At 61.5% G+C, this 14,072-nt stretch carries 14 protein-coding genes; 10 read left to right on the top strand and 4 right to left on the bottom strand.

Annotation, left to right across the window (positions count from 1 at the left end; all coding sequences use genetic code 11):
- The 3 genes from phnE to phnC form a co-directional block, all read right to left on the bottom strand.
- On the bottom strand, positions 1 to 876 hold the full coding sequence (gene phnE, locus MRY75_RS06775; RefSeq protein WP_292306381.1) for a phosphonate ABC transporter, permease protein PhnE: 876 nt from the start codon (positions 874 to 876) through the stop codon (positions 1 to 3).
- Between the two features lie 102 nt (positions 877 to 978).
- Positions 979 to 1,887 (bottom strand): phosphonate ABC transporter substrate-binding protein, encoded by a 909-nt coding sequence (gene phnD / locus MRY75_RS06770; RefSeq protein ID WP_292306380.1) that lies wholly within the window; start codon positions 1,885 to 1,887, stop codon positions 979 to 981.
- Positions 1,888 to 1,948: 61 nt separating this feature from the next.
- The gene (phnC, locus tag MRY75_RS06765) at positions 1,949 to 2,758 is read right to left on the bottom strand and encodes a phosphonate ABC transporter ATP-binding protein (RefSeq protein WP_292306379.1); all 810 of its coding nucleotides are present in this window, start codon (positions 2,756 to 2,758) and stop codon (positions 1,949 to 1,951) included.
- Between the two features lie 252 nt (positions 2,759 to 3,010).
- On the opposite strand from phnC, the gene MRY75_RS06760 reads away from it, so the two are divergent.
- The 6 genes from MRY75_RS06760 to MRY75_RS06735 all read left to right on the top strand — a co-directional run bounded on the left by MRY75_RS06760 (position 3,011) and on the right by MRY75_RS06735 (position 8,167).
- Positions 3,011 to 3,277: a hypothetical protein gene (locus MRY75_RS06760; protein ID WP_292306378.1), complete on the top strand. Its 267-nt coding sequence runs from the start codon at positions 3,011 to 3,013 to the stop codon at positions 3,275 to 3,277.
- Positions 3,278 to 3,440: 163 nt separating this feature from the next.
- Complete coding sequence (locus tag MRY75_RS06755; RefSeq protein WP_292306377.1) at positions 3,441 to 3,932, top strand: Lrp/AsnC family transcriptional regulator; 492 nt, start codon at positions 3,441 to 3,443, stop codon at positions 3,930 to 3,932.
- 162 nt (positions 3,933 to 4,094) lie between these two features.
- A complete protein-coding gene (locus tag MRY75_RS06750) occupies positions 4,095 to 5,234 on the top strand; it encodes a glycine cleavage T C-terminal barrel domain-containing protein (RefSeq protein WP_292306376.1) in 1,140 nt (379 codons plus the stop codon).
- A 29-nt stretch (positions 5,235 to 5,263) separates the two neighbouring features.
- A complete protein-coding gene (locus tag MRY75_RS06745) occupies positions 5,264 to 5,713 on the top strand; it encodes an OsmC family protein (protein WP_292306375.1) in 450 nt (149 codons plus the stop codon).
- Between the two features lie 17 nt (positions 5,714 to 5,730).
- The gene (locus MRY75_RS06740; protein WP_292306374.1) at positions 5,731 to 6,531 is read left to right on the top strand and encodes an enoyl-CoA hydratase; all 801 of its coding nucleotides are present in this window, start codon (positions 5,731 to 5,733) and stop codon (positions 6,529 to 6,531) included.
- A 4-nt stretch (positions 6,532 to 6,535) separates the two neighbouring features.
- Positions 6,536 to 8,167 carry an acyl-CoA synthetase gene (locus MRY75_RS06735; RefSeq protein WP_292306373.1) on the top strand — a complete coding sequence of 544 codons (1,632 nt, stop codon included), beginning with the start codon at positions 6,536 to 6,538 and terminating at the stop codon, positions 8,165 to 8,167.
- A 16-nt stretch (positions 8,168 to 8,183) separates the two neighbouring features.
- On the opposite strand, the gene MRY75_RS06730 is transcribed toward MRY75_RS06735, so the two are convergent.
- Entirely contained in the window at positions 8,184 to 9,815 is a 1,632-nt protein-coding gene (locus MRY75_RS06730) for a choline dehydrogenase (protein WP_292306422.1), read from the bottom strand.
- A 100-nt stretch (positions 9,816 to 9,915) separates the two neighbouring features.
- On the opposite strand from MRY75_RS06730, the gene MRY75_RS06725 reads away from it, so the two are divergent.
- The 4 genes from MRY75_RS06725 to MRY75_RS06710 all read left to right on the top strand — a co-directional run bounded on the left by MRY75_RS06725 (position 9,916) and on the right by MRY75_RS06710 (position 14,072).
- On the top strand, positions 9,916 to 11,145 hold the full coding sequence (locus MRY75_RS06725; protein WP_292306372.1) for a TRAP transporter substrate-binding protein: 1,230 nt from the start codon (positions 9,916 to 9,918) through the stop codon (positions 11,143 to 11,145).
- 111 nt (positions 11,146 to 11,256) lie between these two features.
- On the top strand, positions 11,257 to 11,925 hold the full coding sequence (locus tag MRY75_RS06720) for a TRAP transporter small permease subunit (protein WP_292306371.1): 669 nt from the start codon (positions 11,257 to 11,259) through the stop codon (positions 11,923 to 11,925).
- Complete coding sequence (locus MRY75_RS06715) at positions 11,925 to 13,283, top strand: TRAP transporter large permease (RefSeq protein ID WP_292306370.1); 1,359 nt, start codon at positions 11,925 to 11,927, stop codon at positions 13,281 to 13,283. The genes MRY75_RS06720 and MRY75_RS06715 overlap by 1 nt, the downstream gene beginning before the upstream one ends.
- Before the next feature lie 9 nt (positions 13,284 to 13,292).
- Positions 13,293 to 14,072: an IclR family transcriptional regulator gene (locus MRY75_RS06710; RefSeq protein WP_292306369.1), complete on the top strand. Its 780-nt coding sequence runs from the start codon at positions 13,293 to 13,295 to the stop codon at positions 14,070 to 14,072.

The following is a 14,072-nucleotide window of genomic DNA, read 5'->3' as shown; positions in this document are numbered from 1 at the left end:
TCAGTGGCCTCCGGTGCCGATCAGGCGATTGCGGAAATGCGAAGAGACCTGATCCACCACCACAATGGTGATGAAGAGCAGGATGAAGATCGCGGCGGCCTCGTCGAACCGGCCCTGTCCCCAGGTCATGGAATTGCGCAGTTCATAGCCGATGCCGCCTGCGCCGACGAAGCCAAGGATGGCCGAGGCGCGGATGTTGATCTCGAGTCGCAGCAGCGCGTAGGACAGGTAATTCGGGGCCACTTGCGGGATCACGCCCAGCATCATGCGCTGCATCCAGTTCGCGCCGACAGAGGCAAGGCCCTCGACCGGCTTGAGGTCGGCGTTTTCGTTGACCTCGGAATAAAGCTTGCCCATGGCACCGGCGGTGTGCAGCGCGATGGCGACCATTGCAGGGACCGGCCCGCCGCCCATCATGAAGATCAGCACCAGCGCGATCACGATCTCGGGGATGGCGCGCAGAATGTCAGAGATGCGGCGGAAGACCGGAATCAGGAACGGCCATTTGGCCAGGCCGCGCGTGGACATCAACGACAGCCCCAGCCCGAAGATGACGCCGATCAGAGTGGCCACGGCAGCGATGTTCAGCGTCTCGATCAGCGCGGGCAGGTATTTGACCATCAGCCCCGGCAAGTTCGCGCGCTTCTCCCACGCTTCGGACAGAACGCTGGCGGGGAAATCGAGGATCTGGTGCCAGCCATCCCAGAACCCGCCCGCGTTGCGCGCGTCGGCCACGTAGAAGCCCGACACCATCAGAAGCGCGAACACGGCAATCGCGATGCCGCTGTAAAGCCGCTTCTGGCGCGTCAGGGCCATGTAATGGGTCTGGATGTCGCCCACAGATCTCTGCGGGGAATGAAGCGTCGCGTCGGTCATGGGAAAGCCTTTTCTGGCGCGTGTGCCCGCGCCCGGCACGGGCCGGATGCGGGCAGGGGTGACCGGGGCGGCGATGCAGCCGCCCGGTCCTCGGTATCGGGATCAGTTGTTGATCTGGGCCTGACGGACGGCGATGATCGTCTCGTAGGCGTCGTGACCGATCGGAGCGAAACCTGCGGTCTCGCCGGCGGCCACGCCATAGGCGCAGGTTTCGTCGGTTTCGTGCAGGTTGGCGACCATTTCGACCATCTTGGCTTTCACGTCGTCGGGCAGCGCCTTGCGCAGAACGACCGGACCTTCCGGGATCGGCTTGGACTTCCAGATTTCCACGAGCTCGTTCATGTCGACAAGGCCCGCATCCACGGCGCGGCGCAGCGCGCCCGAGTTGTAGCCGTCTTCCCAGTTGCCCAGACCGTCGGCCCAGGTCACGCCGCCGTCGATGTCGCCGTTGAACACGGCAACGATGGTCTGCTCGTGACCGCCGGTGAACTTGACCTCACCGAAATAGTCGCCGGATTCCATCGTGGCACCGGTGGCCTGCGGGATTTCGACGGAGGGGATCAGGTAGCCCGAAGTAGAGTTCGGATCACCGAAGCCGAACACCTTGCCCTGCATATCCTCGAGCGAGGTGATGCCGCTGTCCTTGCGGGCAAACCCGATGGAGTGATACGAGAACGAACCGTCGAGGTTGGTCTTGACCAGAACCGGCTCGACCGCGTCTGCGTCTTCGAGATAGATGGCTGCGTAGGACGACGCACCCAGCCATGCCATGTCAAGCGACCCGCCCAGCAGGCCCTGGATCACGCCGTTGTAATCGGCCGGTGCAAAGAGGCGCGTCGGAACGCCAAGCAGCTCTTCGGTATAGGCGCGCAGGCACTCGTTGTTGTTCAGACGGTCCTGAGCGTTCTCGCCGCCCAAGAGGCCGATGCGGAACTCTGTGACTTCTTGCGCGAAAGCGCCAGTGCTCAGGAGTGCGGTGGTCGCAAGCGCAAGTGCGATGGTCTTTTTCATCTGTCTCTCCATTGGGTGTGATGAAAGGCAATGACCCCGCCGGAGCGGGGTTTGGGCTGGGTCAGGCCACCACGAGGGTCGCGTTGGCTCTGTCCAGTGTTTCGATGGCGGTGGAGGTCGCGGCTTCCGAGAAATCCGCGCCAGCGCCATAGATGTCGCGGGCGACACCGGTCGTCAGTTGGTCGGGGCGACCGTCAAAGACGATCCGCCCGTCGCGCATCCCGATCACCCGGTCGCAATAGCGTCGCGCGGTGTCGAGCGTGTGCAGGTTGGCGATGACCATGCGCCCGTCTTCCTCGTGAATGCGGCGCAGCGCGTCCATCACGATCTGGGCGTTCATCGGGTCAAGGCTGGCAATCGGTTCGTCGGCCAGAATGATGCTGGGGTCCTGCATGAGCGCCCGCGCGATGGCGACGCGCTGCTGCTGGCCGCCCGACAGCGCTTCGGCGCGTTTGGGAGCCTGTTCGGCGATGCCCAAGCGGTCGAGGATCTCGATGGCCTTGTGGATGTCCGCCTGCGGATAAAGGTTGAACATCGTCGCAAAGGTCGACCGGCGGTTCAACGTGCCATGCAGCACGTTCGACACAACGTCCATGCGCGGGACAAGGTTGAACTGCTGGAAGATCATCGCGCAGCGCGACTGCCATTCGCGCCGGGCGGCTCCTTTCAGAGCGGTGATCTCGCGACCTTCGAACATTATCTGGCCGCTGCTCGAGTCGCTGAGACGGTTGAGCATGCGAAGCAGCGTCGACTTGCCTGCACCAGACCGCCCGATGATGCCGATCATCATCGGCTTGTCGACGGTAAAGGTTGCAGCATCCACGGCCGTTTTATCGCCAAACCGTTTGGTCAGTGCCTTGAGTTCGAGCATCGGATCCCCCTGTGTTGACGCGGCTGATAGGGGGCGCCTGCAAAGCTATTGCGACAGTTTTGAATCGTGTTTGCGAAGTTCGGGCAACAGATTTGTGACATGCCTTTTGCCTGTGCAGCCTGCTTGCGGGCGCGGCGGCGGAGGCACATCTGCTGGAAAAGTTATCCACAGATCGTCATGAAACTGTTACATTAGGACCTGCGGTGTTACGGTCATCACATGCGATCATTCCTTGGCCTGACCCTATGCATCTTGAGCCTCGCACCCCGAACCGAGGCTGCGACGATCTCGGACCTTTTCTGCGACGACAGTGCGCGTCTGGAAAAACAGTTGCTGACGATCCACGGCGCACAAAGGCTTGGCCGTGGCATGCGTGGGCCTGATGCCTTGCTGGAAGTCTGGATCGCGCCGTCGAGCGGAGATTGGACCCTCGTCCAGACCTATGCAAACGGCACGTCCTGCATTGTCGCCATGGGCGAACACTGGGAAGACATCGCACCCGCTGCTGATCCCGCCTGATCCGCATCCGACATAGATTCCCGCAGTTTTGTTTTTGACGCCCCCGCGGGTGAAGACGTCGCAAATCCGGTGCGTCCGTCGGGTTCATCACTCTATATACCGCAAGCAGACCAGAGGTTTGGCCTGCGTTTCCCCGCGGAACACGAGTGAAAGGACGATGGGCATGAGACGGATTGGCCTTGATGCGGCGGACATTCGCATTCTGAGTGCGGTGCAGCAGCATGGCCAATTGAGCAAGACGCGGCTTGCCGAGATCGTGAACATCTCTGCCACGCCCTGCTGGGTGCGGCTCGACCGGCTCAAGGCGGCCGGATTCATCCGAGGCTATCATGGCGACATTGCGCTTGAGCGTATCTGCGATTTCACGCAGGTCGTCGTCACCGTATCGCTGACCCATCACCGAAAAGCCGATTTCGACCGCTTTGAAAGCTTTGTCCGCGATCATGACGAAATCATCGAATGCATCGCCACCGGAGGAGGGATGGATTACGTGATGAAGGTGATCAGTCCCAATCTCGCCGCGTTCCAGGAACTCATGCAGAAGATGGTCGACGCCGAGTTGGGGGTCGATCGCTACATGACCTACATCGTGACCCGCAGCGTCAAATCGAGTCGCCCCAATATCGCGAAACTCGCGGCCGCATCGGTGCGTTGACTCTACAGGACCAAACGGACCGAAGCGATTTCGCAAATCAGGCCGATCGGTCTTGGCCGTGCCCGTATTTTGGTCCGCAGATCGGCGCGTTCCGCGTCTAGATAACGGCCAGTTTCCACCAGTTCCGACAGAGGCTGTCGGACAGTTTCAAGGGCGCTTACCATGGATGCAGAAGACTTTGGCTTTGGCACGCAAATCCGCAAATCCCCTTATTTCGACGCAACCGTGCGTTGGGGCGCCAAGGGGTTCTCGGTCTACAACCACATGTATATCCCGCGCGATTTCGGCGATCCGGAACAGAACTTCTGGAACCTCGTGAACGACGCGATCCTGTGTGATGTGGCGGTCGAGCGTCAGGTCGAGATCACCGGTCCGGACGCGGCGAAATTCGTCCAGATGCTGACCCCGCGCGACCTGTCCAAGATGGCCGTCGGCCAGTGCAAATACATCCTCATCACCAATGCCCAAGGTGGCATACTGAACGACCCGATCCTGCTGCGACTGGCGGAAAACCACTTCTGGATCTCGCTCGCCGACAGCGACATCCTACTTTGGGCGCAGGGTGTGGCGGTGCATTCCGGCATGGATGTGTCGATCTGCGAACCCGACGTGTCCCCGCTGCAGTTGCAGGGGCCGAAATCGGGCGAGATCATGCGCGCGCTCTTTGGCGACAGCATCATGGACCTCAAGTACTACTGGCTGCGCGAGGTCGATCTGGACGGCATCCCGCTCATCGTGTCGCGCACCGGCTGGTCCAGCGAACTGGGCTACGAGCTTTACCTGCGCGATGGATCGCAGGGCGACGTTCTGTGGGAAAAGATCATGGCGACCGGCATGGCCTACGGTCTGAAGCCCGGCCACACCTCGTCGATCCGTCGGATCGAAGGTGGGATGCTGTCCTATCACGCGGATGCGGACATTCATACCAACCCGTTCGAGCTTGGATTTGACCGTTTGGTAAATCTTGATATGGACGCCGATTTCATCGGCAAGGCCGCGCTGCGCCGGATCAAGGAAAAGGGCGTCACCCGTAAGCAGGTGGGTCTGGTCATCGACTGCGATCCGCTGAAGGGGCCGAACACAACCTTCTGGGCGATCAACAAGAACGGCACCAACGTGGGCAAGGTCACATCGGCCGTCTATTCGCCGCGTCTTGAGAAGAACATCGCCTTGGCTATGGTGTCGGTGGAAAGCGCGGTGATCGGCTCCGAGGTCGAGGTCATCACCCCGTCGGGTCCGACCCGTGCGACCGTGGTGGAGCGCCCGTTCTACGATCCCAAGAAATCCCTTGCCGCCGCGTGATCGCGCGTCTCTGAAGAAAGACCTGACCCATGTCCGACCTTTCGATCGAGCTGCACTGGCAGCGCGCCGAACCCGTCTTGCTGACCGGCAAGTATTCCAACGCACATCGCGTACAGTTCAACGATGCGTTTGACGTGACCGTGGACGCCGCCCCCGATTGGGGCGGTGATCCGTCCAACACCAACCCGGAACAGGCGTTGGCGTCGGCCTTGTCGAGCTGCCACATGATGACCTTTCTTGCGCTGGCCGCCAAGGCAGGTTGGCCGGTGGCGGGCTATCAGGACAAAGCGGTGGCCTATCTGGGCAAGAACCCCAAGGGGCAGATGTCGGTCACGCGCATCGACCTGCACCCGGTGGTGCGCTTCGATGCCGGGTTCGCGCCTGACGCGGCGGAACTCGACAAGATGCAGCACCGCGCGCACCGCTATTGCTTCATCGCCAATACGCTGGCCGACAGCGTTGAGATCAACATCCTCTGACTGACCGGAGCCTCCCAGTGACCCAAAGCGACATCCTTCTGCGCGACCTTGATGACACCGGCATTCTGCGCCTCACGTTGAATGACGTGGGGCGGCGCAATGCCCTGTCCGAAGCCATGCTGGCCGCTTTGGGCGCAGCCTTTGCAGAAGCGGGGGCCGATCCGGCCGTGCGGGTGATCGTGCTTGCGGCCAACGGCCCGGCGTTCTGCGCTGGGCATGACCTCAAGGAAATGACGGCAGGACGCACGGCCGAGGATGGCGGGCGTGCCTCTTTCGCGCGTGTCATGGCCCAGTGTTCCGGCGTGATGCAGGGCATTGTGACCTGTCCCAAACCGGTGATTGCCGAGGTGACGGGCGTTGCCACCGCCGCCGGGTGCCAGTTGGTGGCAAGCTGTGATCTGGCGATTGCAGCCGACACCGCCAAGTTCAGCACGCCGGGCGTTCACATCGGTCTGTTCTGTTCGACGCCGATGGTGGGGCTGTCTCGCAATGTGTCGAACAAACATGCGATGGAGATGCTTTTGACAGGCGACATGATTCCGGCGGATCGTGCCGCCGAGATCGGTCTGGTCAACCGCGCCGTGCCTTCGGATGCGCTGTGCGCGGCGGTGATGGAGATGGCGGGCAAGATCGCGTCGAAATCCAGCATGACACTCGCGACCGGAAAGCAGGCCTTCTATGCGCAGCGCGAGATGCCACTGGCCGAGGCCTATGCCTATGCCAGCCAGGTGATGGTGGACAACATGCTGGCGCGTGACGCAGAAGAGGGCATCGGCGCTTTCATCGAAAAGCGCGCCCCCCAGTGGCAGGACGCCTGAGCCCATGACGCAGAACCCCTACAACACCGGTCTGGATCGCAATCCCGCGAATTATCAGCCTCTGACGCCGCTCACGTTCCTCGAACGGGCGGCGACGGTGTTTCCCGATCACACCGCGATGGTGCATGGCGCGTTGCGGCGCAGCTATGCCGACTTCTACAGCCGCTCAAGGCAGTTGGCCTCGGCCTTGGCCGCGCATGGGATCGGGCGGGGGGATACGGTGTCGGCGATGCTGGCGAACACGCCGGCGATGCTGGAATGCCATTACGGCGTGCCGATGTGCGGTGGGGTGCTGCATTCGATCAACACCCGGCTGGATGCCGCGATCATCGCGTTCCAACTGGATCACGCGATGGCAAAGGTGGTCATCGTGGACCGGGAATTCATGGCGCTGATGCAAGAGGCTTTGGCGCTGGCGTCGGTCCGTCCGCTGTTGATCCAGTATGACGATCCGGAATTCACCGACCCGACCCCCAAGGTGGAGGCCATCGACTATGACGCCTTCGTCGCCGGGGGCGATCCTGACTACACGTGGCTGATGCCTGAAGACGAATGGGACGCGATTTCCATCAACTACACATCCGGCACGACGGGGGATCCCAAGGGTGTGGTCTCGCATCACCGGGGCGCCTATCTGCTGGCGCAGGGCAATGCGTTGACGGCGTCGATGCCGAAACACGCGGTCTATCTGTGGACGCTGCCAATGTTCCATTGCAACGGCTGGTGTTTCCCGTGGACGCTGTCTGCGATCATCGGCACCCATGTCTGTCTGCGGCAGGTCCGGGCCGAGCCGATCTGGGCGGCGTTGGCGGATGAGAGTGTGACCCATCTGTGCGGCGCGCCGATTGTCATGTCGTTGATGATTTCGGCACCTGACGAGGTGAAACGGAAATTTGACCAAACGGTACAATTTTTCACAGCCGCCGCCCCGCCGCCGGAAAAGCTGCTGGCGGACATGAAGGACGCGGGGTTCGAGGTCACGCATCTTTATGGTCTGACCGAGACTTATGGCCCTGCCGTGGTGAACGACTGGCATGCCGACTGGTCCGATCTGCCCCGCGCGGAACAGGCGCGGCTGAAGTCGCGGCAGGGGGTGCGCTATCTGCCGCTTGAGGGGCTTGAGGTGCTGGACCCGGAAACGATGCAGCCGGTGCCCCGCGACGGGCTCACGATGGGCGAGGTTATGTTCCGGGGCAATGTCGTGATGAAAGGCTATTTCCGCAATCCCAAGGCCACCGAAGAGGCGTTTGCCGGGGGGTGGTTCCATTCCGGCGATCTGGGAGTGCGGCACCCGGACGGGTATATCCAGCTCAAGGACCGGTCAAAGGACGTGATCATTTCGGGGGGCGAGAACATCTCGTCCATCGAGGTGGAGGAGGTGCTTTACCGGCATGACGCGGTGGCTGTGGTCGCGGTTGTGGCGATGCCGCACGAGCGCTGGGGCGAGACGCCCTGCGCCTTTGTCGAACTGGCGGCGGGGCAGGAGGCGGATGCGGAGGCGTTGCGGACGTGGTGCCGCGAACATCTGGCGCATTACAAGGTGCCCGGGCGGTTCGTGTTCACCGAGATCCCGCGCACCTCGACCGGGAAAATCCAGAAATTCGCCCTGCGTGAAAAGGCGCGGGATCTGGCCTGAGGTCTTTGGTCAGCCATCACGCGATCTTGTCGTAAACCCCTGTTTTCAGGTCTTCGAGGATCATGTCGGAGGCTTTCTCTCCGATCATGATGGCCGGGGCGTTGGTGTTGCCCGAGACGATCTCGGGCATGATCGAACAATCCGCTACGCGCAGCCCGGCGATGCCATGCACCCGCAGGCGGGCATCGACCACGGCATCGCCGCCGGGGCCCATTTTGCAGGTGCCGGTGGGATGATAGATCGTCGTCGAATTGTTGCGCGCCCAGTTCAGCGTGCCGTCGTAATCGTCGATGTCGAGCGCCGCATCGGGGCGGAATTCCTCGGAGATCTTGTCGGTCAGCGGCGCGTGTCGCGCTATGCGGCGGGCGATCTTGATGCCTTCGACAATCGTGCGGCAGTCGGTTTCGGTGGACAGGTAGTTGGGGTGGATCTTGGGATAGACCGCCGCATCGGATGAGGCGAGGCGGATCATGCCCCGGCTTTCGGGGCGCAACTGGCAGACCGACATGGTGAAGGCCGAGAACGGATGCACCCCCGCGCCGGGACTGTCGGCGGACCATGGCTGAACATGGAACTGGATGTCAGGCGTGTCGACATGATCGCCGGTGCGCATGAAGCCGGTGGCAAGGCTCGCTGCCATCGCCATCGGCCCGCGCCGGTGGAGCGCATACCTGACGGCGATGCGCGCCTGATCGAGCAGGCTGCGCACCTCGTCGTTCAGGGTCGGTTCCTTGCATTTGAACACAAGCCGGGCCTGCAGGTGGTCCTGCATGTTCTTGCCGACGCTTTTCAATTCGTGCCGCACGGTAATGCCGTGGTCGCGCAGGTGGTCTGCCTCGCCGATGCCGGAGACCATGAGCAGTTGCGGGGACCCGATGGCGCCGGAGGAGAGGATCACCTCGGCGCGGGCTTTGACGGTGTGTTCGATCCCGCCCGCATCGCGATAGGCCACGCCGGTGGCGCGTTTGCCCTCGAACAGGATGCGGCTGGCGGCGGCGCGGGTGATGATGGTGAGGTTCGGGCGTGACCGGACCGGGTTGAGGAAGGCCACGGCGCTGGAACACCGGCGCCCGTTGCGGGTGGTCAGTTGGAAATAGCCGACACCTTCCTGCGTCGCCCCGTTGTAGTCCGGGTTGAACGGGTAGCCTGCGGCCTGGGCGGCTTCGACCCAAGCGTCGCAGATGGGACGGCTGAGGCGCATGTTGGACACCGACAGCGGCCCCTTGGTGCCGTGGAACTCATCCGCACCGCGTTCCTGGTTTTCCGAGCGTTTGAAGAGCGGCAGCACGTCGTCCCAGGCCCAGCCGGGATTGCCCATCTGCGCCCAGCGGTCATAGTCCTGCGGCTGTCCGCGCACATAAAGCAGACCGTTGAGCGAGGACGATCCCCCCAGCACCTTCCCGCGCGGCCAGTCGAGTTGCCGCCCGTTCAGCCCGGGATCGGGTTCGGTGCGGTAGCACCAGTCCACCGCCGGATTGTGCATCGTCTTGAAGTAGCCGACGGGGATGTGAATCCACGGGTTCAGATCACGTCCACCGGCTTCGAGCAGAACGACTTTGACAGCCGGATTCGCGCTGAGACGGTTGGCAAGAACGCAGCCGGCAGAGCCTGCTCCGACGATCACATAGTCTGCTTCCACGGATGAAATCCTCCCCTTGGTGCAAAAAACTCTATGCAGATCGGAAAAGCCATTCTAGTCTTTTTTGAAAAGATAAGTCTCAATAATTGCTAAAACGGGAGGATAAGCAATGAAGATAGGAGATCGTATCAAGGGAGTCTCGCGCCGGGATTTCTTCCGCATTGCGGGGACTTACGGCATGAGTTCCACGCTCTTGGCGGCAGGTACATTCGGTGGTGTCATGACCGCTGCGAACCTCGCCAAGGCTGCGGAATCAACATACAACAAGCGCTTTGCGAAGGAAGCGAAACACACGCTGAAGTTCGGCGCGGCGGGCTTCAACCCGCAGAACCTGCTGATCGAACGGGCCGGGTGTCTTGAGTTCGCACGCGATCTGGAGGAGCGCACGGACGGCGAGATTCGCATCGAGTTCATCGGCAACAACCAGATCTGCGGACAGCTTTCCTGTGTTGAGAAGGCGCAGCAGGGCATCATCGACATCTATGCCGCCTCGACCCAGAACTCGGCCGGTGGCGCGCCCTATCTGAACGTGCTGGACTACGCGTACATGTTCCGCAGCCGTGCGGACCAGTACTACTTCATGTATTCGCCGGAATCGCAGCGCATCCTGCGTGATCCGTTCGAGAAGCGTCACGGTCTGAAGTTCCTCTTCACCCATGCCGAACTGCGCGGCATCCAGATGGGTCAGAGCTTCGCCGACAAGCCGACGGTCACCAAGATCGAAGACATCATGGGCACCAAGAACCGCGTGACCGGAACGCAGCTTGGCCGGATCGCGATGGAAGCGCTCAACCTGAATCCGGTTCCGATCGCGTGGGAGGAAACGCTGGACGGTCTGAAGCAGGGCCTCATCGACGGTGCGGAAACATGGGCGTCGGCGGTGGCCTACGCGAACATGTCGCCGGTGGTCAGCCAGAGCGTCGACCTGCGTTTCTTCTGCGGCACCGAGCACACCGCAATGCGCTCCGAGACCTTCGACGGTCTGTCGGGCGAATTGCAGGATGCTGTGATGGAAGCCTCCTATCTCACTCAGGTGCATGTGCAGGCCGCCAACGAAGCGGCGCTGGTCAACACCGTCGGCTTCACCGATCCGCCCATGCCGGGCACGATCTTTGCGGACAACAACGTGCGTGTGGCCAAGCTGTCGGACGCAGAGGTCCGCAAGGCCGAAGAAATGTGTTCGCCGGAATTCCAGCCGCAACTGTGGGAGCAGTGGCGCGAGCGGATCAACGGCTGGGCCGACGGCATCGACACCTATCAGGACATCTACAACGAAGTCCGCAACAACCCGCACACGCTGGCCGAAAACGTCGAGCCGCGCCGCTGGTGGAAAGGCTGATCCGGCTTTAGGATATGACATGACGCAGCCCCGCTTTGCCGGGGCTGTTTCACCTAAAGACGCAAAGACCGGAATAATCCGGCACAGTGTTCACATGGGAGGAGGGGACCGATGGAGCTCTGGTCCGATTTCAGCGCGCTGATCAGTGCGTTTGCCAGTCAGGATTCCTGGACGATCCGACAGGCGCTCGCGCCGAATTCAGTCTACATCTTTGGAGCGGTGTTTCTGCTGCTGGCAGGATTGGCCCTGTCTTGGGTGTATCATCACGTGCCGTTGATCGAGCGCTATTTCGAACGGACGGTGATGATCGTCTGCTACCTCGGAACGGCCGGGATCATCTTCTGGGGCGTGATCGACCGGTTCGTCTTTTCCAACCAGCAACCCTGGTCGACGACCATCCCGCCCTTCCTGTTCATGGTCATGGCGTGGTTTGGTGCGGCCTATAACATCCGGGTCCGCACCCATCTGAGTTTTTCCGAATTCCGAACGCGCATGCCGCGCGGTGGGCAGATGGCCTGCCTGTGGCTGGACTTTGCGCTTTGGTTCGGCTTCGCCCTCATTTTCCTCGTAACGACCATGCGTGTGGTCGCGTTGTCGGCGTCGAATTTCCAGATCGTTCTGGGCACTGACAATACGATGCAATGGTGGTTCCTGCTGGGTGCGCCTCTGGCCGGAACGCTGATGGCGGCGCGCGCCATCGAGAATATTCAGGATGACATGAAGAATTACCGCTCTGGCGAACCGCTGATCCAGCAAGCCGTGATCGGGGGGGACACGTAATGGGCGACGGAACCATCATCACGCTGATCTCGCTCGGGGTCACATTCCTCTTCATGCTGGGCGTCCCCGTGCTTCTGGTCATCGCCTATTGGGTGATCGGCTGTTCCTTCGTGCTGGGGCTGACGCTGGACAATATGGGGGCGGAACTTCTCAATGTGTTCAACAAGGGGTTCGCGCTTCTGGCCATGCCCCTGTTCATCCTGACGGGCGATCTGATCAACAAGTCCGGCATCGCCCGAAGGCTGTCGGAATTCGCCTATGCCTGCCTGGGCTGGCTGCGGGGCGGGTTGGCGATGGCATCGCTTGGCGCTTGCGGCCTCTTCGCGGCGATTTCCGGGTCCAACTCGGCCACAACGGCGACCATCGGATCGATGCTGCATCCTGAGATGGTCAAGGGCGGATACGACGAACGGTTCTCGGCCGCGACGGCTGCGGCAGGGGGCACGGTCGGCATCATCATCCCGCCGTCGATCATCTTCATCGTCTACGGGTTCCTGATGAACCTGCCGATTTCGGATCTCTTCGTCGCGGGCATCCTGCCGGGCGCGCTGATGGTCATCGGCATGCAGTTGGCCTGCTATATCATCTGCCGCATCAACGGCTGGGGATTCCTGATCCCGTTGCAGCTGAACCGCGTGCTCAAGACTGCGTTCGGCGCATGGCTTGGTTTCTTTGCCATTGGCCTGGTTCTGTGGGGCATCTATACCGGCAAGTTCTCTCCGACCGAGGCCGCCGGCGTCACCGTGGGCTTCTGCATCATTGCCGGTCTCGTCTCGTGGCTTGTCACCAAGGTGCTTCGCCTGCGGTCTGACAAGACCTGGGAAGAAAAGAGCTATGGCGAGATGCTGGTGGTGGAAGGATTTACCCTGACGCAGATCCCCGGGATCACCATGCGGTCCGCCGAGATCACGGGGATCCTCGCACCGCTGATCGCCATATCGGTGGTGATGCAGCAAATCCTGTCCCTGCTGGGCGCCCAGCAGGTGATCGGCGATTTCGTGACGTCGATGGGGGGATATTACGCGGTTCTGGCAACGGCGATGCTGATCGTCTTCTTCTCTGGTATGGTGCTCGAGTCGCTTCCGGTCACGATCATCCTTGCGCCCATTCTTGCGCCGATCGCTGCAAGTGTCGGCGTCGATCCGATCCATTTTTCGGTGATCTTCCTTGTTGGTGCGTCGATCGGGTTCATCACACCGCCTTATGGGCTTAACCTTTATGTCGCATCAGGCGTGACGGGTGTTCCGTACTTCCGGCTGCTCAAATACACGGTGCCCTACCTTGTTGCGTTGATCGGGGTATGGGTCCTTGTCGCCCTGACACCGCAACTGGCGTTGTTCCTGTTGCCGGATAGGTGAGACCGATGAATGCCCGACGCATCTGACCATGAGACCAAAGGGCAGATCCCGACAAATCTGCGGCTTCTTCTGATTTTGGAAGAAGTCGCGCGCGCTGGCGTGCCGGTGTCACCATCCACGCTGTCGGATGTTTTGGGGCTGCCCAAGCCCACGATCCATCGGCTTCTGGTCACGGCGGAAGAGGAGGGCTTTCTGCAGCGAGACATCGACGGTCGGTCTTACGGGCCCGGCCGCAGACTGCGCAGGCTCGCAGGCAACACGTTGTCCTCGCAGCGGTTGCGGACCGAGCGTCTGGCCATCATGCAGGCGCTCGAGAATGAATTGGGCGAGACCTGCAATCTTGCCGCGCCAGGGCGCTACGGGATGGTCTATCTGGACCGGGTCGAAACCCATTGGCCGCTGCGCATCCAGCTTCCGGTGGGCACGCAGGTGCCGTTTCACTGTACGGCCAGCGGAAAGATGTATCTGTCCTCTTTGAGGACGGACAAGCTCAAGCGCGTGCTGACATGGTTGAAGCTTGAGCCGTCGACCAAGAAGTCGATCACCGATGTCGACACGTTGTTGGATGAACTTGCACTGACGCGGTCACGTGGCTTTTCGACCGACAACGAAGAGTTCATGGAGGGGATGGTCGCGGTGGCGGTGCCCATTCGGGATACCGAGGGCCGATTGCTTACCACTTTGTCGATCCACGCGCCGCGCCAGCGCTACGACCTTCAGACGTTGATCAAAATGGTGCCGCAGGTGCAGGAAGCGGCCGAGCGTCTGGAGACACTCAGCCGCCTCTGA

It is taken from the genome of Marivita sp. (genome assembly GCF_022763305.1).
GTDB lineage: Bacteria > Pseudomonadota > Alphaproteobacteria > Rhodobacterales > Rhodobacteraceae > Marivita.
This window is presented reverse-complemented; position numbering and strand designations above follow the sequence as displayed.

What these genes read in the sequence shown, in the direction of transcription:
- MRY75_RS06720 (WP_292306371.1), top strand. Translation starts at nt 11,257, where the DNA reads ATGGAGCTCTGGTCCGATTTCAGCGCGCTGATCAGTGCGTTTGCCAGT.
- phnD (WP_292306380.1), bottom strand. Translation starts at nt 1,887, where the DNA reads ATGAAAAAGACCATCGCACTTGCGCTTGCGACCACCGCACTCCTGAGC.
- MRY75_RS06750 (WP_292306376.1), top strand. Translation starts at nt 4,095, where the DNA reads ATGGATGCAGAAGACTTTGGCTTTGGCACGCAAATCCGCAAATCCCCT.
- MRY75_RS06710 (WP_292306369.1), top strand. Translation starts at nt 13,293, where the DNA reads ATGCCCGACGCATCTGACCATGAGACCAAAGGGCAGATCCCGACAAAT.
- MRY75_RS06755 (WP_292306377.1), top strand. Translation starts at nt 3,441, where the DNA reads ATGAGACGGATTGGCCTTGATGCGGCGGACATTCGCATTCTGAGTGCG.
- MRY75_RS06745 (WP_292306375.1), top strand. Translation starts at nt 5,264, where the DNA reads ATGTCCGACCTTTCGATCGAGCTGCACTGGCAGCGCGCCGAACCCGTC.
- MRY75_RS06725 (WP_292306372.1), top strand. Translation starts at nt 9,916, where the DNA reads ATGAAGATAGGAGATCGTATCAAGGGAGTCTCGCGCCGGGATTTCTTC.
- MRY75_RS06735 (WP_292306373.1), top strand. Translation starts at nt 6,536, where the DNA reads ATGACGCAGAACCCCTACAACACCGGTCTGGATCGCAATCCCGCGAAT.
- phnC (WP_292306379.1), bottom strand. Translation starts at nt 2,758, where the DNA reads ATGCTCGAACTCAAGGCACTGACCAAACGGTTTGGCGATAAAACGGCC.
- MRY75_RS06715 (WP_292306370.1), top strand. Translation starts at nt 11,925, where the DNA reads ATGGGCGACGGAACCATCATCACGCTGATCTCGCTCGGGGTCACATTC.
- phnE (WP_292306381.1), bottom strand. Translation starts at nt 876, where the DNA reads ATGACCGACGCGACGCTTCATTCCCCGCAGAGATCTGTGGGCGACATC.